The organism is Rhodococcus sp. ACPA4, from assembly GCF_002300185.1.
Classification (GTDB): domain Bacteria; phylum Actinomycetota; class Actinomycetes; order Mycobacteriales; family Mycobacteriaceae; genus Rhodococcus_F; species Rhodococcus_F globerula.
In genome coordinates, this window is sequence record NZ_NSDY01000003.1 from 437,168 (window position 1) to 455,261 (window position 18,094).

Here is an 18,094-nt window from a genome sequence, read left to right on the forward strand (position 1 = left end):
AAACGCTGCGTCACAACGCTTCGTCGAGCAGTACCACTTCGCGCAGAACCACACGTAGAGCAGGGTTCGTGTCGTCCCGGCGCCACGCCGCGCGCATATCCACATCGGCGGTCGGGTCGTCCAGCGGAACGAACACCACATGCGGGTCGGTCACATTGCGCGCGACCGATGCCAAAGTAAGGTGACACCCCACCTCGGCTCCCACGAGCGCAAGCGCGGTCTGGGTGTCCGGTGCGATTTGGACGACATTGGCGACAAAACCATGTGCGTGGGCCAGGCGGCGTAGTCGATCGGGAAGGACCGAGCCGTCGTGGAGGGGGAGAGAGATGAAATTTTCGCCCGCAAGTCGTTCGATCGTTACTCGTCGAGAACCCGCCAAGGCATGCGTATCAGCCAGGGCGACAACGAGTTTATCCGGCATCACAACCCGTGACTCGACCTCCGCAGGAATGACATCCCACCGCCCCAAGGCGACATCGGTGCCACCGCCGACCAGTCTCTTCATCGCTGGCTGCGCAAAATTTTGGCTCGACAACTCCAACTCGATGCCCGGGTGCTGGGAGCGCACAACCCGCGCAAGTCGCGCAACCAGCCTGTGCGTCGATACTCCCGCGAACGCGATGCGAACCAGGCCGGTATCCCCGCCGTCAGCCAATTTGACCGCATTCTCGGCGCTGCGTAGGGCGTCGAGCACGGCGCGTGCCGGTTCGATCAACGCCTGCCCGCTGGCGGTCAACTTGACCGAGCGAGTGTTGCGATCGAACAGTATTGAGCCCAAGTGTCTTTCGAGTTGCTTGATTGTGCGGCTGAGCGGCGGTTGGGCCACGTGCAACCTTTCGGCCGCACGACCGAAATGGAGCTCGTCGGCAACGGCCAAAAAGGCGCGAAGCTGTTCGACGTCCACATGCACCCCTCGATTGTTGCAGTTCAAGTATTAAAGAATGACTGATTAAGTATTGGACTGATTGTAATACGCGGCGCGATAGTTGACGCTATGAACACGCAGAACCCCGAGGTACCCGACGATGTATTCGAGGACGTCGTGAAGCAGATCGCGCACTTCGTCAGGTCGCGGGTTGTTCCGCGAGAGGTCGAGATCATGAACTCCGATTGCATTCCCGATGACCTGCGGACACAAGCGGCGGAAATGGGATTGTTCGGATACGCGATACCCCAGGAATGGGGCGGTCTGGGTCTCAATCTCATCCAGGACGTCGAAGTAGCGATGGAATTGGGCTACACATCGCTGGCCTTGCGATCGATGTTCGGCACCAACAACGGCATCGCCGGCCAGGTTCTGGTCGGATTCGGCACGGATGAGCAGAAGGCGAAGTGGCTGCCGGGCATGGCAGCAGGCGAGACTGTCGCATCGTTTGCGCTGACCGAACCGGGCGCGGGATCCAATCCCGCAGGTCTGAAAACGACCGCGCGACGTACCGACTCCGGTTGGATCATCAACGGTAGCAAACGATTCATCACCAACGCGCCCATCGCGGATCTGTTCGTGGTGTTCGCGAGGCTCGAACCAGCACCCTTGAGCGGCAACGGAATTGCCGTGTTCCTCGTGCCCGCAGAAACGCCCGGGATCGACGTCGGTATCAAGGACGCCAAAATGGGGCAACAAGGTTCAGGTACGGCCGACGTATCCTTCACCGACGTCGCCGTCGGTGAAGACGCGTTGGTCGGCGGCGACGGTGACATCGGGTACCGCGCCGCAATGACCTCGCTGGCACGAGGCCGCGTACACATCGCAGCCCTGTCCGTCGGACAGGCGCAGCGAGCCCTCGACGAATCCGTCAGTTACGCGGCAACCTCGACCCAAGGCGGTGAACCCATTGGAAACTTCCAACTCGTCCAAGCCATGATTGCCGACCAACAGACCGGAATCATGGCAGGCCGCGCAATGGTACGTGAAGCTGCACGGGCATGGGTCGAAGAAACCGACCGGCGGATCGCACCCTCGGCAGCAAAACTCTTCTGCACCGAAATGGTCGGCAAGGTAGCAGATCTCGCGGTGCAGATCCACGGAGGCAACGGCTACATGCGCGAAGTTCCCGTCGAACGAATCTATCGCGACGTGCGCCTGCTCCGCCTCTACGAAGGCACCAGCGAGATTCAACGCCTCATCATCGGCGGGGGCTTGATCCGAGCGCAGCAGAAACGAATCTCATGACGAAGCCTTTGGACGGATTCACCGTCGTTGCAATCGAACAGGCCGTCGCTGCACCCTTAGCCACACGGAATCTTGCAGACCTAGGCGCTCGCGTTATCAAGATAGAAAGGGTCGACGGCGGAGATCTGGCCCGCGGATACGACCACGTCGTGCACGGAACGGGCGCACACTTCGTCTGGCTCAACCGAGGTAAAGAATCGATCGCGGTAGATCTCAAGACGCCGCAGGGACGAACGATCGTCCACCGACTGATCGCCAACGCAGACGTATTCGTACAGAATCTTGCACCGGGCGCCGCCGACCGCCTCGGACTCGGCGCGAAAGAACTGAGGGCTGCACAACCGAACCTGATCGTGGCGAACATGTCCGGTTTCGGCAACGGCGGCCCCATGCACGATCGCAAGTCCTACGACATGCTCATCCAAGCCGAGGCAGGGCTGGTGTCCATCACCGGGACACCGGAAAGCCCGGCCAAAACCGGAATACCGACCGCCGACATCGCATCCGGAATGTACTGCGCCCAATCTGTTTTGGCGGCACTCCTGCGCAGATCTCGCACCGGAGAGGGCGCCACAGTGGACATCTCGATGCTCGACTCCACCGTCGAGTGGATGGGACACGCCATGTACACCCAGATGTACACCGGCAAGCAACCCCCGAGAATGGGTTTGAGCCACATATCAATCGCACCCTACGACGCGTTCCCCACCCAAGATGGCCAGATTCTGATCGGTGTCCAGAACGACCGCGGATGGCGCACGTTGGTCACCGACGTGTTGAACATCCCGGAAACGGCAGACGATCCAAGGTTTTCCACCAACGTGTCGCGAGTAGAGAACCGACAGGAGTGCGATGCGATCGTTGCGGCACGAACAGTTCTTTGGGCTACCGAGGACCTCGACGCACGCTTGGCCGCTGCGGGTATACCGGCAGCACAAGTCAAACAGATGGAGCAGGTAGTCGCACATCCTCAACTCGAAGAACGAGATCGATGGCGAACGATCCAGACCGAACACGCATCAGTTTCAGCGCTTCTACCTCCGGCGACCTTCACCGACTACGAAGCCCCCATGGGGGACGTTCCCGCACTGGGACAGCACACTCGGGCGCTGTTGATCGAATGCGGAACGGAACCGGACATCGCCGATGACCTCCTTGCGCGAGGGATCGCGCTACAGACCAGTGTTTTTGAAAAAGACTTCGCTCGCTGACCGCGTGCGACACACACTCGAGAAGAGGACAACCCATGCTTGACGGACGTACCGCAGTCATCACCGGAGGTGCGCAGGGCATCGGATTGGCTATCGCCACGATGTTCGCCGAGCACGGCGCGACGATTGTCATCGGTGATCTTGACGAAGCGAAAGCCAAATCAGCCGCCGCGGCATTGGCCACCGACGCTCGCGGCGTTCGATGTGACGTCACCTCGGGCGAGGACGTGCAAGCGTTACTCGATGTCGCAACCGCATCGTTCGGATCAATCGACATCATGGTCAACAACGCCGGCATCACACGCGATGCTACGATGCGCAAGATGACCGAGGAACAATTCGACCAGGTCATCGACGTACATCTGCGTGGATGCTGGAACGGCACCAGACTCGCTGCCGGCGTCATGCGTGAGAACGGGGGAGGATCGATCATCAATCTCTCGTCGATATCCGCCAAAGTGGGATTCGTGGGGCAGACGAACTACTCCGCGGCGAAAGCAGGCATCGTCGGTTTGTCCAAAGCCGCTGCGAAAGAAGTCGCGCACCTGGGTGTTCGAGTGAACGTCATTCAACCCGGACTGATCCGAACTGCCATGACCGAAGCGATGCCACAGAAGGCATGGGATCAGAAGATGTCGGAGATCCCCATGCAGCGTGCCGGGGACCCACGGGAAGTAGCATCGGTCGCGCTGTTCTACGCCTCCGACCTGTCGTCGTATATGACCGGTACTGTCGCTGAAGTCACCGGTGGGCGTTACATGTAGCCGCTCGGATTTGCACACCGAAACGGCCAGCCAGCGCCGCAATGAAATTGAGGGCAAGTGACCCAAAACAGCAACTGAGAAGGAAAACAACGAGATGCGAACCTTCAAGTCCGCGAACGATCTTCGGCTAGCTGTGGGCGACGACCTGGGAACCAGCGACTGGCTGCGAATAATTCAGGATCGCATCGACCGCTTTGCAGATGCAACCGATGATCATCAGTGGATACATGTGGACGAAGTGCGCGCAAAAATCGAAAGTCCGTTTCGCAGCACCATTGCTCACGGTTACCTGAGTCTGTCGCTGATCCCAGCGCTGAACGCACAGATCTACTCGATCGAAGGTGCGAAACTTGCATTCAATTACGGTTCCAACAGAGTCAGGTACATAACGCCGGTCAAAGTGGGTGCGGAAGTACGCCTTCGTGCGAAGTTCGCTTCCGTAGACGAGGCGAGGGGTGGTGCACTCGACCTGACCGTGACACACACGCTCGAGATCAACGGAGTGGACAAGCCCGCCGTGAGTGCAGAGACTATTTCTCGAATCATGTTCTGACGGAATGTGCGACAACTTTCGGGATTGGTGGATTGCCGACACGAGTGGTCGCGCAGTGTCGGCAATCCACCGGTTGTCGCCGTTCCGGTTTCCGCGGGAGATCATCGCGCACTGCGTGCGGCTGTACCACCGATTCACCCTCTCGTTCCGGGAGATCGAGTTATTCATGGCCGACCGTGGGGTTGAGGTGACCTACGAAACGATCCGTACCTGGTGCACCCGGTTCGGGCCCGAATGCGCCCGCCGACTGCGGCGGCAGGCACCCCAAGCTGGTGATAGGTGGCACCTCGACAAAGTCTTCATCAAGATCGGCAGAGTCCGAAAATATCTGTGGCGGGCTGTCGATCAAGACGGAACCGTGCTCGACGTATTGATCCAGAGCAAGCGGGATGGGAAGGCCGCGACCAGGTTCTTCCGCATGCTCCTCAAGCACCAGGGGCACCCGCCGCGGGTGCTAGTCACCGACAAACTCCGCAGCTACCAGGTCGCGCACCGGACCACGATGTCGACGACCACGCACCGGCAGAACAAATACTTGAACAATCGCTGCGAGAACTCCCATCAACCGACCCGGCAACGCGAACGGGCGATGAAAGGGTTCCGCTCTGTCGGTTCAGCGCAACGATTCCTGTCCGCTTTCAGTCGCATCTCCCTGCACTTCCGTCCGCCGCGGCACCGTATGACCGCCACCGATCACCGCACCGACATGGCCACCCGATTCCAGGTGTGGGATCAGGTCACCGAACAGACCCTCGCTGCCTGACCGACTGCTCTGTGTGATGTTCGGCTGAACCCGAAACCTGCTGCACTCCAAACAACTTGACAATGCCATCAAGATGCTCACAAGGCGGATGTGCGTACGCACCGTATTCGATCTGCTCCGCAAACGAATACTGCTTAGCGACTGACACATTCAGAAATGACGACGGAGGTGGGCCAGAACAAATTCCAGCCCTTCGTTGACAGCGAGCGGGTCCTTCTTCGGCATTATCGCTGCGGGTCAGTGGGTGCTCTGAAAGCCCAGTCGCTTGGAGATGGTCAGTGCGCCTTCGACGAGCGCGTCGGCCAACTCGGTCAGTCGTGGCTGTGCGAAGTTCGCGATAAATCCGCCGAAGCTCAGTGCAGCTACCGGCCGACCGGACCGGTCGAAGATGCACGCGCCCAGTGCCGCCACTCCCGGGGTGACGTCCTCGAGGCTGATCGCATATCCGCGTTTGCGCGTTTGCACGAGCACCGATCGCAGTTCTTCCTCGGTGACCTCATCGCCGAGCGGCGTCGAGAGTGGACCAGTCGCGAGCACCTTGGGTAGGGAAGTGTCTTCGAGTTCAGCCAACAGTGCTAACGGTGCACCTCCGATGAACAGTGGAAGCGATCGGCCTACAGACAGCGACATCACTCGTACCGGGCGGCTGCTTTCGATCAGGTCGAGGCACATTGCTCGGGCGCCGTCGGGCACGACGAGATAGACGTTCTCGTCGAAGCGCGCGGCGAGATCGGACATGACGTGGCTCGCTTCGGTCCGGAGGTCAAAGCTTCCGAGCACGCTCGACGCCAGTTCGAACACGCGCAGCGTCATCTTGTAGTCGCCGGACGAGGTTCGTTCGATCCAACCGGTTAACTCGAGGGTATCGAGAATCCGATACGTCGTTGTGCGGGTGTATCCGCATCGTTTGACCAGCTCCTGAAGTGAGAGCTCGGGTGAATCCCTGTCGAATGATTCGAGGATTTGGGTGGCTTTGACGACGGAAGCGATGTGGTTCTTGGGGATCTGTTCGAACGAGGGGTCAGCGGAGCATTACGGTGTGTCACAGGGCCGGTCCTTTTTGGTCGAGAACGGTTGTGTCGCAACTCCCATTCTTGCGCCGAGGACCAGTCCGTCTACTTCAGTCTCGCGTCAGGAACGTCCATACCCACAACAACAATTAATCCAGGATTGTGGCAGTGGGACTGCCACGGTTTCGCTGGCCTCGTTGGGCCGGTGTTCCGCCGATCGCCGCCAGCCGGTACACGGTGTACAGGGTCGCCGAAAAGGGTTGATGGTCAATGAGTTGCACGTGTGTGGGAGCTTTTGGCCCCGTGATTGACCGAGGCCTGCTGTTGTGACCTGCGTGTACTTTTTCCGCATCTGTCAGGGGTCGAGATCGATTCGGTCGGTGGGACCGCCGTTGGAGTCCGTATTCGTGCGTCGTCGGTTTCGGCGAGCGGTTCGACGTGTGTCTGCGATTGCGGCGGAGTTGGGCTGTCAATCGCCGGTGGTGACACCACGCTGGGGAAGCTGTTGGGCGTGGGGTAAGTGTCGCGCACAATGTGGTGTACTGCAGCGCAGGTTCGGCGCCTGGACGAGATGAGGAGATGGACCGCAGCAGACCGCACGGCTATCAGAACTGACACATAGTGAGCAGTTCTGGGGGGATCACGAGTATTCAACCTATCCTGCGATTGAACCCTCAAGTAACTGTTACCTGCCGAAGACTGGCATCAGTCTTTCAATGCCGGGTATGTTCTTTTCGCTCTCGCCGGCTGCTGAGCCAGTCGCGTGGTCGAGTAGTCCCGCCGATGATGTTCCCCAGATCGTCGGCGGGCACCACGAATGGGCGCACAAATTAGGAAGATCCGGCCATGTCGAAACACGAAATACCGAGAGTCGAGCGCGAGGTTAGGCAAGCCGATCCAGCAGTCAGACTGAAGGCGTGGCTAGTTATTGCACTGTGCATTTTCACCGTTTTTGCGGTTATCTGCGGCCTAATCTACGACAAGAGCCGACTGTCCTGAGCAGGAGTGGGCGGGCCGTCAACGGCACCCGGATTTTGGTTCTGGCCCACTTTCCGTGATCGATTTTGAAAGTGTCAGCCGCTGAGAAGTATTCGTTTGCGAAGCAAGTCGAAACCCACTCACCCGTAGCATTTGCCGTTTGAGCATCTTGATCCGGTTCACATGCCTTTCGACCGTGCCGGAACTATAGGGCAGAGTCAGTCCATTCAGAACCGCAGCGTGGTCGGTTTCGAGCCCTCGGACGAAACGATGCAGCTGCGGCAGATCATCTGCCGAGACTGCTGACATCCAAGAGTTCAATTGTGCACCAAGGCGTCCGGCAAGCATCTCCGCGAACGATGCGACATGTCCTGCAGTTGCTTCTAGATGTGGGCAGCTGGCGAGGATCTGTTTGAGTCCGATCTGCTCGTCGTCGGTGAGGTTGTCTTCGGTGTCGTAGCATCCAGGAGGTGATCCGCCGGACCTTCGGTATCTGCTTTCTGGCTGGCGCAGCGCCGATGGAACGAAGCGGTCTCAAGTAGTCGCGGACGGAGCAGTAGCTGCCGCGATATCCCATTGTTCGAAGTTCTTCGTAAAGTGCAGCAGCGGAGGTGCATCCGTCGTTGAAGCGCTCGTGCAGGTGGACGGCGAACTTGTCCAACATGGTGGGCCGGCCGGCCCGCGGCGCGCCCAGTAATTCATCGACACTGCTCGTGTAGTAGAAACGACGAACGGTCTCGCGGGCATTGTCAAGTTGTTTGGAGTGCAGCAGCTTTCGGGCGTAGCAAGGCATCACACGGAACGATCGGTCAGGCAGCGACGACCTGACCCCACACCTGAAATCGTGTGGCGACTTCGGTTCGGTGGTCGCTCGCAGTCATGCGGTGGCGGGGTAGGCGGAAGTACGGGGAGATACGACTAAACGAGGCCAGAAACCGTTGCGCTGCACCGACGGAGCGGAATTCTTTCATCGCACGTTCGCGTTGTCGGGTCGGTCGATGGGAGTTCTCGCACCGATTATTCAAGTATTTGTTCTGCCGGTGTTCGACCGTCGACATCGTCTTCCGGTGTGCGACCTGGTAGCTGCGAAGTTTGTCGGTGATCAGTGCCCGCGGCCGACGGCCTTGTTTCTTCAGAAGTTTCCTGAAGAACCTGGTCGCAGCCTTCCCGTCCCGCTTTCCTTGGATCAAAATGTCGAGAACATTCCCGTGCTGGTCCACCGCTCGCCACAAGTACTTCTGCACCCCGCCGACCTTGATGAACACTTCGTCGAGATGCCACTTATCGCTAGGTCGGGGTGCTTTCTGCCGTAGCCGGCGAGCGAACTCGGGCCCGAACCGAGTACTCCAAGCGCGGATCGTCTCGTATGACACTTCGACGCCTCGGGCCGTCATCATCAACTCGATCTCGCGGAACGCGAGGGTGAACCGGTGATACAGCCACACGCAGTGCGCGATGATCTCCCGCGGAAACCGGAACCCTTTGTACGTCGACGACACACCGCATTATCCCAGATCAGGCGATCTCAACAACTTGATAGTGCCGTTCAGAGGCCTTCGGCGTAGACCTTGATTTTCTGGAAGGCTTCGAGGCCGTGCGGTCCGACCATGCCAAGGCCGCTTTGCTTCCAGCCGGTGGTTTCGAATTCGTCGGTCAGTCGGCCCCAGGTGTTGAGCCACATGCCGCCGGCATGGATCTTGTGTCCGATTCGGCGTGCGCGGGCTCTGTCGGTGGTGAATACGGCTGCGGCGAGCCCGAATTCGGTCGCGTTGGCGCGTCGGACGGCGTCGGCTTCGTCGTCGAACACTTCGAGAACCTGGATGGGTCCGAATGCTTCGTGCTGCACGATCGGAACGTCGGGTTGGTCGACTTCGAGGAGGACGGGTCGAAAGAATGCTCCGTTCGCGAGGGGGCCTTCGGTGATCGCCCCGCCGGGGACGAGGACCGTGGCGTACGCCGAGGCGTCGTCGACGATCGTGGTCAAGCGCGCGACACTGGCGTGGTCGACGACTGGGCCGAGCTCGCTTGAGGGGTCCTCCGACGCCCCGAGACGCACAGCAGAGTAGGCCTCGACGAGTCGGTGACGAACCTCGTCCGCGACATCTCGGTGCACGAGCACCCGTGAGCCGGTGCAGCAGAATTGTCCGTTCATCAGTGTCAATGCGGTAACGATCGTCGGTATTGCGATGTCGAGGTCGGCGTCGTCGAAGACGATCAGTGGGGTTTTTCCGCCGAGCTCGAGGAGGGCAGGTTTGAGCGATGCGGCACAGGACGCGGCGATTGCTCGGCCGACGTCGGTGCTGCCGGTGTAGGAGACCACGTCCACCTCGTTCGACTCGGTCATGTGTACGGCTCCGTGGCGGTGTGCCTCGGTGAAGATGTTCACCGCGCCGGCGGGCAGGTTCGGTGCGTCGGCGAGAACGCGGGCGAGAAGGTTGTTGGTCAGCGCTGTCTGGGCCGGCATTTTGGCGACGACCGTGCAGCCTGCTGCAAGTGCTGGTGCGACGGCGCGGATGGTGAGGTAGACGGGACTGTTCCACGGGCTGATCACTGCGGCGACCCCGCGTGCTACCGGCTGGGAGTCGATGAGCATTCCCGGTGTGTTCGGTGTTGCGCGCCCGTTGGTGTGGACGAGTGCGGATGCCGCGGAGTGGCGCAGCATGTTCGCTGCGGCGCCGACCTCCCAGGTGGTCTCGGCGAGGCGTTTGCCGTTTTCGCGTGCGAGCATCGACGCGATCTCACTCTGACGCGCTTCGATGGCCTCGGCCATCTCGATCAATGCGCGCGAGCGGAGCTCGGGTGTGCGTGACCAGTCCGTGTCGTCGAATACTGTTCGGGCAGATCTGATTCCGGCTCGGGCTTGTTCGACACCGCCGGCATCGAAGTGGCCGAGGATGTCGCCGGTGGAGGGGTTTCGTGATTCGTCGATCGAACCGGATCCGATCCATTCGCCGCCGATCCAGTGCAGTGCGGTGTGCTGCGCCTGATCGTCGGTGGTATGCAGGTCCGAGAGTGTGTTGGTCATGAGGGAACTCCGATGTGTTGTGGGATGTGTGAGGGGCGACCGGGTGATCGGCGGGTATGTGCTGTCAGCGTGCTGACTTGGCGAGTTTGCGGTTCTGCCGTCGGAGGGTTCCGTCGAGGAATCTGTCGGTTGCGATTCGTGCCATGCGGTTGACGAGTGCTGCGTCGGTGCCGATGGTGTAGCGGGTCTTGGGCTTTCGTGCGGTGACCGCCCGTGAAATCACACCGGCGGCATGTTCGGGTGTCACTCCGTCGCGGGCGAATCCTTCGGCTTGTGCGATGAACGCCTTGGTGAGTTCGTCGTAGCGGGTGTGTTGATCGGGTGTCATGGTTGCGGTGATGCGTGCGGCGGTGGCGAGACCGCTGTCGGTGAGGTTGGTGCTCACTGCGCCGGGCGTGACCTTCACGACGGTGACGCCGAATTCTTCTACCTCGCGGCGGAGCGAGTCGCTGACTGCTTCCATGGCGAACTTTGCTGCCGAGTAGGCCCCGAAGTTGGCCATCGCGACGCGGCCGCCGACGGAGGTGATGTTGATGATTCGGCCCTTGCTCGCGAGCAGCGCAGGAAGCAGAGCCCGCGTGAGTGCGATCTGGCCGAATACCGAGACGTCGAACTGGTAGCGCCAGTCGTCGAGGGTGAGTACCTCGATGGGTGCGTTCACCGCGACGCCTGCGTTGTTGACGAGCGTTCGGAGTGGCCGCTTCTTCGGGTCGGATGCGACGCGTGCGACGAGGTTGTCGATATGGGTCTGGTCGGTGACGTCGAGGATGACCGGTTCGATGTTGACGCAGGCGATCTTGTCGGCATCCGATTGCTTGCGGACGCCGGCGAGGACGTGGAAGCCGTCGGCGGCAAGTCGCTGTGCGGTGGCTTTGCCGATCCCGGAGGACGCTCCGGTGACGATGGCGAGCTGGCTGGTTTCAGTTGACAATGTCATGCGAGAACTGTAACCAGTCTCGGATGACATTGTCAACTGAAAAGTGAAGGCGCCTTATTTGTCGAGGAGTCCGATCAGCATGTCGACGAGAGAGTCCCCGGTTGTTCCCCACTTGCTCTCGTTGAGTTGGCCGCTGTGTTCCATGCCGGCGATGCCGTGCGCGGTGGACATGAGGAGTGCCCCGTACCGCCGCGCAGCGTCGTTGCCGACCAGTTCGGCCACGATGGCCAAGAAGATGTCTTGTGATCCGGATGCAGCGTCGATCAGTAGTTCCGGATCGCGGGAGGGGGTAGTAAACATCAGTGCGTACAGGTGTGGGCGATTGCGCGCTACGTCGATCGTTGCGATCAGTGCTGATCGAAGACGATCCTTGGTCGAGAGGTTGGCTTCGGATTGGAGCGCTGACAGTTTCTCGGTCATGCGGTTCCATTGTTCGACGGCAACAGCGGTCAGGAGGTTTTCCTTGTCGGTGAAATGCCCGTACGGTGCGCCTCTCGATACTCCTGCCAGTGCGCCTACCTCCCGGAGTGTGACCGCGTCCGTACCGCCCTGATCGAGAAGTGTTGCGGCGGCTGCGAGTAGCGCGCGGCGTGTGATCGCGGCGGATTCTGCTCGGGTAACCATCGATCCAGTTTAGCTGACGTCGTCACACGGATATGAGGACCTTGTCCTTTCGGCTGACCCTCTGCGGAGGTGAGGCAATCGGTTGCGTTGATGTGCATCGTTGCACCCTGCATTCGACAACAGCCCGAAGGAACAGCAGCCACTGCCAGCGTCGTTGTTCTCATACCCCAATGAGTATGGGAACGGCAAAATTTTTGTCTTAGTCCTATTCAGTCGTACTCGATACATTCAAAACCGTTGTTGTACAGCCGAGGAACGAACGAAGTGAATGGGAATCGAATGAGCGAGACGCTGAGGACCGATACCGATGATGTGCAGAACAGTGGAGGATCCTCGTCGAAGCGTTGGCCGGTGATCGTCGTCGGTGGCGGACCCGTAGGTGCGGTCGTAGCCCTCGAACTCGGCTCGCGGGGTATTCCGACGCTGATGCTCGAACAGAGCACCACAACGACAGTCAATCCTCGCTGTAACACTACAAATGCCAGGTCGATGGAGTACTTCCGCCGTCACGGCCTGGCCGATGAGATAAGACGGGCGGGCTTGCCGCTCGATCACCCATCCGACGTCGTGTATTGCACCGACATTCTCGGTGACGAACTGACTCGTTTCGAGTTCTCCTCGGCGCAGCAGATTTTGGACGGTAGCGCGTCCGAGTTCGACGAATGGCCGACACCGGAGCCTCAGCACCGTATCTCTCAGATCTATCTGGAACCCATTCTGCACAAACGCTTGTCGGAACTCGATGCTGTGTCTGTGCAGCGCGGGTGGGCGGTCGAATCGGTGGTGTCGCTCGACGATCACGCGGTTGTGCACGCTCGACGGCTCGAAGACGGCCTCGAGCAAGCTTTCGAAGCGGAATATGTGGTCGGTTGCGACGGCGGTGCCAGCAATGTGCGGTCCTCGATCGGAGCGACGTTGAAAGGCGACGGTAAGGCCGCACACGAGCGGGTATCGGTCTATTTCAAGTCCGAAGAACTCGGCACGTTGCTGGCCGATCGCCAGCCAGGATGGATGTACTGGTGGTACGCAGAGGGCCTTCGCGGATCTTTCCTTCAATTGAACGGTAGCGATCTGTTTCTTTGCCACGCCCGTGTGCCCGAAGGTATGCATCGCGATGACTTGGACGCGGATGTGGTGCTGCAGAAAGCAATCGGCAGACCCGTTGCCCATGAGAAATTGCAGGTGGTGCGGTGGACTCCGCGTCGACTCGTGGCCGACTCGTTCCGCGAAGGCCGCGTCGTGCTCGCCGGCGATGCTGCGCACCTGTGGCTTCCCCTCGGTGGGTTCGGTATGAACACCGGGATCGCCGATGCAGTTGGACTTGCCTGGCGACTCGCAGCAGTCGTTGAAGGAATGGCCGGTGATCGACTTCTCAGTGACTACGAGTCCGAGCGTCGGTCGGTGGGCGAGGCGACGTCTCGTGCTGCGTTGAAGATCGAGACCGACATGAAAACGATTGCGAGCGCGGCGAATTTCCATACCGACAGCGTCGAAGGTAAGCAGCTGCGCGAAGCCGCCGGACTGTTGATCCGCGAGACCGATCGCCAGCAATGGTTCAGCCCTGGTGTGCAATTCGGGGCCCGCTATCAGGTGTCGGCGGGATTCGTCGATTGGGTGGATGCCGCTCGCTCCGAGGCGATCAGGCGGATCGACGAGTACGTTCCGTCGGTGCGGCCAGGTGGGCGTTTTCCCCACGCATGGCTCGCCGACGGTAGCTCGACCTTCGATCTTCTAGGACCCGAGTTCACACTCGTCACCGTCGGAGCCGACGACGATGCCCGAGTTCTTCTCGAGGCCGCCGGCACCCTCGGATGGACTGTGGCGCACCTCCCGTTGGCCGAAGAATCGGTCGGGTCTGTCTACACGAAGCGGATGACCTTGGTAAGACCGGATCTCATCGTCGCGTGGAGCGCCGACGAACTTCCCGAGAACCCAGCGGCAATGTTCGCGGAGTTACTCGCCTTGCAACACAGCGGCAACACGCAGAGCGCGGCGTTCGGTGTCCCTGCTGGAGCGGTTCTGTCCACGACGGGAGGGTACGCAGAATGAATGCGGTACTGATCGCCATGAGTCACAGCCCGCTGCTGGACAAGGTCGACTTACCGACGGAGATCGACCGGGAGATCGAGGCAGCTTTCAGTCATGCCAGGGACTTCGCGAATGCGTTCGAGCCCGAAGTGGTGGTCATCTTTTCCCCGGACCACTACAACGGCTTCTTCTACCGGTTGATGCCGCAGTTCTGCATCGGCACGTCGGCGCACGGGGTCGGGGACTACGGAACGACGGCGGGGCCCTTGAACGTGCCGCAGGAACTAGCTTCCACGCTCGGCGCGTCGATTCTGGACGCGGGAGTCGACGTTGCAGTCTCGATGGACATGGCGGTGGACCATGGGACAGTCCAACCGCTCGAGATCTTGTTCGGCGACTGTGCACGCCCGCGGGTCGTACCGATCTTCGTCAACTCCGTGGCCCCGCCCTTCTCTCCCATGGCACGAGTCCGGGCTCTCGGTGAGGCGGTCGGCAAGTTCGTTGCATCGACGGGCATGCGTACGCTCTTCATCTCGTCGGGAGGCCTGTCTCACGACCCCCCGGTTCCGCGACTCACTACTGCCACCGAGGCTCAACACGAGTTGATTATGGGCCGGGTCGAGGCCACCGCAGAGACACGTGCGGTCCGCGAAGAACGCGTGATTGCGGCAGCCGAACGACACGTCCGCGGCGAACCTGCTCAGGGACAGGCGATCGCACCCGAATGGGATCGAAAGCTACTGAGCTACCTGCACAACGGGGATCTACTCCCTCTGGACGAGTGGACGTCCGATGAAATGGCCTGCGCTGCAGGGAACTCCGCGCACGAAGTGCGTACCTGGCTCGCTGGCCACGCCGCACTCGGCGCGGTAGGAGACTACGAAGTCGAACATGCATATTACCGACCGGTCGAGGAACTGCTCACCGGATTTGGAGTCCAGACCCTGCGGCTGAAGTAACCCCGAACTCGAAAGAGTTCTCGCGATTCCTTCAACCTGCGAACCACAACTGCGACCGAGAGAAGACGATGTCAGACGTAATGCCTTCCAATCTCCCAACTCCCTTCAGCTTCAAAGACATGATGGCCGACATCTCCGGGCGCCAGCCTTCGCCGGCAGTGGATTTCGACCCACCCACATTGACGTCCCTTCAGGTGCCGTTGGCCAATGCGACTGTCGGTGTCCTCGTGTCCTGCGGTGTCCACACTGCCGAGGACGCGGCGTTTGCTTCGACGAACGACTTGACCTATCGGCTCGTTTCACGAGACATCGAACTGGACGAACTCGTTCTGGGGCACCAGGCCGCGATCAGGAAGTACGCACTGCAGGACCTCAACTGCGCCTACCCGCGGGATCGGCTCCTCGAACTCGAGGCCGAGGGATTGTTTGCAAAACTGGCGCCGCACGCCGTGAGCTTGGTGGGAGCAATCAGCGACCAAGAGCGGCTGATGCAAGAGACCGTGCCGCAGATATACGAGGAGTTCCGTAAGCAGGGTGTAGACCTGGTGCTCTTGCTCCCGTTCTGCCCTGCCTGCCACACGACGGTGCCCTTGATCGCCCGCGCGTTGGAAAAGCGGGGTCTCTCCACAGTGATGACCAGTTGCCTGTGGGAACGAGTGCACGAGTACAAGGCACCAAGGACAGCATTCCTCGATTTCCCCATGGGTTGCCCCGCTGGTCGCCCGGGTGCCCCGGAGCAGCAACGACGGGTCATCACGGCTGCGCTTTCTGTAGCTGTCGACATTCGAGATGCCTGGGGAGTCCAGGAGTTGCCGATCGAATGGGGCACCTCGGGGGCAGGCGCGGACGATTGGCGTTCCGAAGTCCGCCAGATCTATATCGACGACGCCGAAGGGCTGGCACGCCGGGCAGACTCACTCACCGAGAGTCGGACGACTCTGGCAGGCCAGGAAACTGCCTTCGCAATCCGTTGTGCGTGCTGATGCACACTTCCGAAACCCCGTCGGACGGTGCCGAAACAGCCTGCGAAACACGTCGAGTCGTCATCATCGGGCCCGGTCCGTCCGGGTACACAGCGGCGCTCTACGCGGCTGGTGCCTCGTTGGCTCCGCTGGTATTCGAAGGCTCGGTGACGGCAGGCGGAGCTCTGATGAACACCACGGAGGTCGAGAACTTCCCCGGGCCCGATCTGATGTCCCGGCTGCGGGAGCAGGCCGTGCGTTTCGGGGCTGAGTTCGTCGTCGACGATATCGTGGCCGTCATCTGACGGGCTCACCCAAAATTGTCAGGACCAGTACCGAGCAGTTCTCGGCCGACACGGTCATCCTGGCCACGGGGTCCGGCTACCGCAAGCTCGGGCTCCCCGGCGAGGAGAAGCTGTCCGGGCGTGGGGTGTCGTGGTGTGCACATGCGACGGCTTCTTCTTCCGAGATCAGCACATAGCCGTCGTAGGGGGTGGAGACTCTGCGGTCGAGGAGGCGACTTTCCTGACCCGCTTTGCTTCGAGAGTCTCGTAACTGGTTCGAGGTGACGCTCTTCGGGCCTCGAAGGTGCTGCAGGAGCGGGCATTCCAGGACCCGAAGTTGGAGATTCACCCGAACACCGCGGTCACGGCAATTCACGGCGACGACAGGGTGTCGTCGCTGACGATCGAGGACACACGCACAGGGCAGGCGCGTGTGCTCGACGCCACCGGCTTGTTCGTGGCGATCGGGCATGATCCCCGGTCGGAACTGGTGGCGGAACAGGTCGAAATCGACTACGGCGGGTATGTGATCACTCGACCGCATTCTACCGCCACCAGCATCGAGGGTGCCTTCGCCGCCGGTGATCTGGTCGACCACAGGTATCGGCAGGCAATCACTGCTGCCGGCTCGGGTTGCGCGGCTGCGGTCGATACCGAGCGATGTCTCGCGGCGCACCGAAACTCCAGTCATTTTCATGCGGAGACTGATCGAATAATGGACCGAGGTCGAGTTCTCGGCGGCTGACGTGAGCCTTCAAACCGGTGGGTTGCCCAGGGGCTCTTCGAACGCGGCGAGCTGAGCAGTCACACCTGATCTGATTTCGGCCAACAAACGATCTTGCAACGCAGTGGAACGGTGGTTGCGGCGCCGCACGAGGTAGAGCTTGTCGCGGAGGGTGTGACCCTCGATCTTCACCTCACGCAGTGTTCCCTCGGACAGCTCGCGGTCGACGGAGGAGCGCCAGAGCAGCGCGAGCCCGAGGTCCGCCGCGACGGCCTGCTTGATGGTGTCTGCATTGCCCATCTCGATCTGAACCCGTCGATCGGTGACGCCGATCGACGCGAGCGCCGCGTCTTGACTACCCCTGATCGCGACACCGCGAGGGGCGCACACGAACGGCATCCCGTTCAAGGCGTCCGGTTGCACCGACTCGCCGACCAACTGGCTGGCTGAGCCGGTGACAAGAGAGAAACGCGGCTCGGCCAGAAGTTCGGCTTCGAAGGATTCCGAATCGAGCATGGCATCGGTCGCCAGAACGCAGAAGTCGACCTGGCTCGTGACGACGGCCGTGAGAGCGGCTTCGACTCCGGAAATCGTCAGTGTGAGCTGCGCTCGGCGATGCCTGCGCCGAAAGTCAATCAGCAACGGACTGAGCAAGTAGGTGCCGACCGACATGCTGGTTGCGATCGTGACAGTTCCTGCGACGCCGCTCGACAGATTCTCCAGGCTCGCGGCAAGTTGAAGTCGTCCTCGCAGTACGTCGGCCGCCCAGACGTGCACTTCGCGTCCGGCCTCCGTCAACGCGATTCCTCGTCCGTCCCGTTCGAACAGTTGCGCGCCGATTCGTTCCTGCAGGGAGCGAAGGTGTGCGCTGACAACAGGCTGGGAAATGAACAGGTCCTCGGCCGCGCGTTGCACGCCGCCGAGCTCCACCACCTTGCAGAACACTTCGAGTTTCTGAAGGGAGATGCGGTTGTCCGTTACGTGCATTGCGGTGACCGTCCCTTCAGTGTCCGGAAACCGCTGACAGGCCTACGAAAATAGTCCGTAGGCCCGTCGAACGTTCCTGCATCGATACTATGCGCGCGGAAGCCGCGAGTTT

Annotated in this window: 16 protein-coding genes and 2 pseudogenes; 9 read left to right on the plus strand and 9 right to left on the minus strand. The window is 60.7% G+C overall.

Annotated elements, in window-relative coordinates; all coding sequences use genetic code 11:
• Window positions 1–10: 10 nt before the first annotated feature.
• Complete coding sequence (locus CJ178_RS32105) at window positions 11–904, minus strand: LysR substrate-binding domain-containing protein (RefSeq protein ID WP_095889060.1); 894 nt, start codon at window positions 902–904, stop codon at window positions 11–13.
• Window positions 905–994: 90 nt separating this feature from the next.
• Here CJ178_RS32105 and CJ178_RS32110 point away from each other — a divergent pair, with 90 nt between their 5' ends.
• The 5 genes from CJ178_RS32110 (at window position 995) to CJ178_RS32130 (ending at window position 5,464) form a co-directional block, all read left to right on the plus strand.
• On the plus strand, window positions 995–2,173 hold the full coding sequence (locus CJ178_RS32110; RefSeq protein WP_095889061.1) for an acyl-CoA dehydrogenase family protein: 1,179 nt from the start codon (window positions 995–997) through the stop codon (window positions 2,171–2,173).
• Complete coding sequence (locus CJ178_RS32115) at window positions 2,170–3,384, plus strand: CaiB/BaiF CoA transferase family protein (protein ID WP_095889062.1); 1,215 nt, start codon at window positions 2,170–2,172, stop codon at window positions 3,382–3,384. The genes CJ178_RS32110 and CJ178_RS32115 overlap by 4 nt, the downstream gene beginning before the upstream one ends.
• Before the next feature lie 35 nt (window positions 3,385–3,419).
• Window positions 3,420–4,148, plus strand: coding sequence for a 3-oxoacyl-ACP reductase FabG (gene fabG, locus CJ178_RS32120; protein ID WP_095889063.1), 729 nt, complete (start codon window positions 3,420–3,422; stop codon window positions 4,146–4,148).
• A gap of 94 nt (window positions 4,149–4,242) precedes the next feature.
• On the plus strand, window positions 4,243–4,701 hold the full coding sequence (locus tag CJ178_RS32125) for a MaoC family dehydratase (protein ID WP_095889064.1): 459 nt from the start codon (window positions 4,243–4,245) through the stop codon (window positions 4,699–4,701).
• A 4-nt stretch (window positions 4,702–4,705) separates the two neighbouring features.
• Complete coding sequence (locus CJ178_RS32130; protein ID WP_257013660.1) at window positions 4,706–5,464, plus strand: IS6 family transposase; 759 nt, start codon at window positions 4,706–4,708, stop codon at window positions 5,462–5,464.
• A gap of 237 nt (window positions 5,465–5,701) precedes the next feature.
• On the opposite strand, the gene CJ178_RS32135 is transcribed toward CJ178_RS32130, so the two are convergent.
• From CJ178_RS32135 to CJ178_RS32155, 7 genes and pseudogenes are all read right to left on the minus strand, one after another.
• Window positions 5,702–6,277, minus strand: a complete 576-nt coding sequence (locus CJ178_RS32135; protein WP_257013661.1) for an IclR family transcriptional regulator — start codon at window positions 6,275–6,277, stop codon at window positions 5,702–5,704.
• A 33-nt stretch (window positions 6,278–6,310) separates the two neighbouring features.
• A pseudogene (locus CJ178_RS33585) lies at window positions 6,311–6,469 on the minus strand (helix-turn-helix domain-containing protein); the annotation flags it as partial.
• 1,022 nt (window positions 6,470–7,491) lie between these two features.
• Window positions 7,492–7,965, minus strand: coding sequence for a transposase (locus CJ178_RS33590; RefSeq protein WP_179300923.1), 474 nt, complete (start codon window positions 7,963–7,965; stop codon window positions 7,492–7,494).
• Window positions 7,966–8,261: 296 nt separating this feature from the next.
• On the minus strand, window positions 8,262–8,951 hold the full coding sequence (locus CJ178_RS32140) for an IS6 family transposase (RefSeq protein WP_095889066.1): 690 nt from the start codon (window positions 8,949–8,951) through the stop codon (window positions 8,262–8,264).
• Between the two features lie 47 nt (window positions 8,952–8,998).
• Window positions 8,999–10,477, minus strand: coding sequence for an aldehyde dehydrogenase family protein (locus CJ178_RS32145; RefSeq protein ID WP_095889067.1), 1,479 nt, complete (start codon window positions 10,475–10,477; stop codon window positions 8,999–9,001).
• Window positions 10,478–10,541: 64 nt separating this feature from the next.
• On the minus strand, window positions 10,542–11,414 hold the full coding sequence (locus tag CJ178_RS32150; protein ID WP_095889068.1) for an SDR family oxidoreductase: 873 nt from the start codon (window positions 11,412–11,414) through the stop codon (window positions 10,542–10,544).
• A 54-nt stretch (window positions 11,415–11,468) separates the two neighbouring features.
• Window positions 11,469–12,038 (minus strand): TetR/AcrR family transcriptional regulator, encoded by a 570-nt coding sequence (locus tag CJ178_RS32155; protein ID WP_095889069.1) that lies wholly within the window; start codon window positions 12,036–12,038, stop codon window positions 11,469–11,471.
• Between the two features lie 279 nt (window positions 12,039–12,317).
• Here CJ178_RS32155 and CJ178_RS32160 point away from each other — a divergent pair, with 279 nt between their 5' ends.
• The 4 genes and pseudogenes from CJ178_RS32160 (at window position 12,318) to CJ178_RS32175 (ending at window position 17,016) form a co-directional block, all read left to right on the plus strand.
• Window positions 12,318–14,087, plus strand: coding sequence for an FAD-dependent monooxygenase (locus CJ178_RS32160; RefSeq protein ID WP_095889070.1), 1,770 nt, complete (start codon window positions 12,318–12,320; stop codon window positions 14,085–14,087).
• Window positions 14,084–15,025 carry a 3-carboxyethylcatechol 2,3-dioxygenase gene (locus CJ178_RS32165; RefSeq protein WP_095889071.1) on the plus strand — a complete coding sequence of 314 codons (942 nt, stop codon included), beginning with the start codon at window positions 14,084–14,086 and terminating at the stop codon, window positions 15,023–15,025. Before CJ178_RS32160 ends, CJ178_RS32165 begins: the two co-directional genes overlap by 4 nt.
• An 80-nt stretch (window positions 15,026–15,105) precedes the next feature.
• Window positions 15,106–16,008, plus strand: a complete 903-nt coding sequence (locus tag CJ178_RS32170; protein ID WP_143547578.1) for a hypothetical protein — start codon at window positions 15,106–15,108, stop codon at window positions 16,006–16,008.
• A pseudogene (locus CJ178_RS32175) lies at window positions 16,008–17,016 on the plus strand (NAD(P)/FAD-dependent oxidoreductase). Before CJ178_RS32170 ends, CJ178_RS32175 begins: the two are co-directional and overlap by 1 nt.
• Window positions 17,017–17,025: 9 nt before the next feature.
• Here CJ178_RS32175 and CJ178_RS32180 read toward each other — a convergent pair.
• The gene (locus CJ178_RS32180) at window positions 17,026–17,982 is read right to left on the minus strand and encodes a LysR family transcriptional regulator (protein ID WP_095889073.1); all 957 of its coding nucleotides are present in this window, start codon (window positions 17,980–17,982) and stop codon (window positions 17,026–17,028) included.
• Window positions 17,983–18,094: the final 112 nt, after the last annotated feature.

Bases quoted from the DNA above. Each gene is read 5' to 3' on its own strand.
- CJ178_RS32110 (WP_095889061.1), top strand. From the start codon at position 995: ATGAACACGCAGAACCCCGAGGTACCCGACGATGTATTCGAGGACGTC.
- CJ178_RS32115 (WP_095889062.1), top strand. From the start codon at position 2,170: ATGACGAAGCCTTTGGACGGATTCACCGTCGTTGCAATCGAACAGGCC.
- fabG (WP_095889063.1), top strand. From the start codon at position 3,420: ATGCTTGACGGACGTACCGCAGTCATCACCGGAGGTGCGCAGGGCATC.
- CJ178_RS32125 (WP_095889064.1), top strand. From the start codon at position 4,243: ATGCGAACCTTCAAGTCCGCGAACGATCTTCGGCTAGCTGTGGGCGAC.
- CJ178_RS32130 (WP_257013660.1), top strand. From the start codon at position 4,706: ATGTGCGACAACTTTCGGGATTGGTGGATTGCCGACACGAGTGGTCGC.
- CJ178_RS32135 (WP_257013661.1), bottom strand. From the start codon at position 6,277: ATGACGCTGCGCGTGTTCGAACTGGCGTCGAGCGTGCTCGGAAGCTTT.
- CJ178_RS32145 (WP_095889067.1), bottom strand. From the start codon at position 10,477: ATGACCAACACACTCTCGGACCTGCATACCACCGACGATCAGGCGCAG.
- CJ178_RS32150 (WP_095889068.1), bottom strand. From the start codon at position 11,414: ATGACATTGTCAACTGAAACCAGCCAGCTCGCCATCGTCACCGGAGCG.
- CJ178_RS32155 (WP_095889069.1), bottom strand. From the start codon at position 12,038: ATGGTTACCCGAGCAGAATCCGCCGCGATCACACGCCGCGCGCTACTC.
- CJ178_RS32160 (WP_095889070.1), top strand. From the start codon at position 12,318: ATGAGCGAGACGCTGAGGACCGATACCGATGATGTGCAGAACAGTGGA.
- CJ178_RS32165 (WP_095889071.1), top strand. From the start codon at position 14,084: ATGAATGCGGTACTGATCGCCATGAGTCACAGCCCGCTGCTGGACAAG.
- CJ178_RS32170 (WP_143547578.1), top strand. From the start codon at position 15,106: ATGCCTTCCAATCTCCCAACTCCCTTCAGCTTCAAAGACATGATGGCC.
- CJ178_RS32180 (WP_095889073.1), bottom strand. From the start codon at position 17,982: ATGCACGTAACGGACAACCGCATCTCCCTTCAGAAACTCGAAGTGTTC.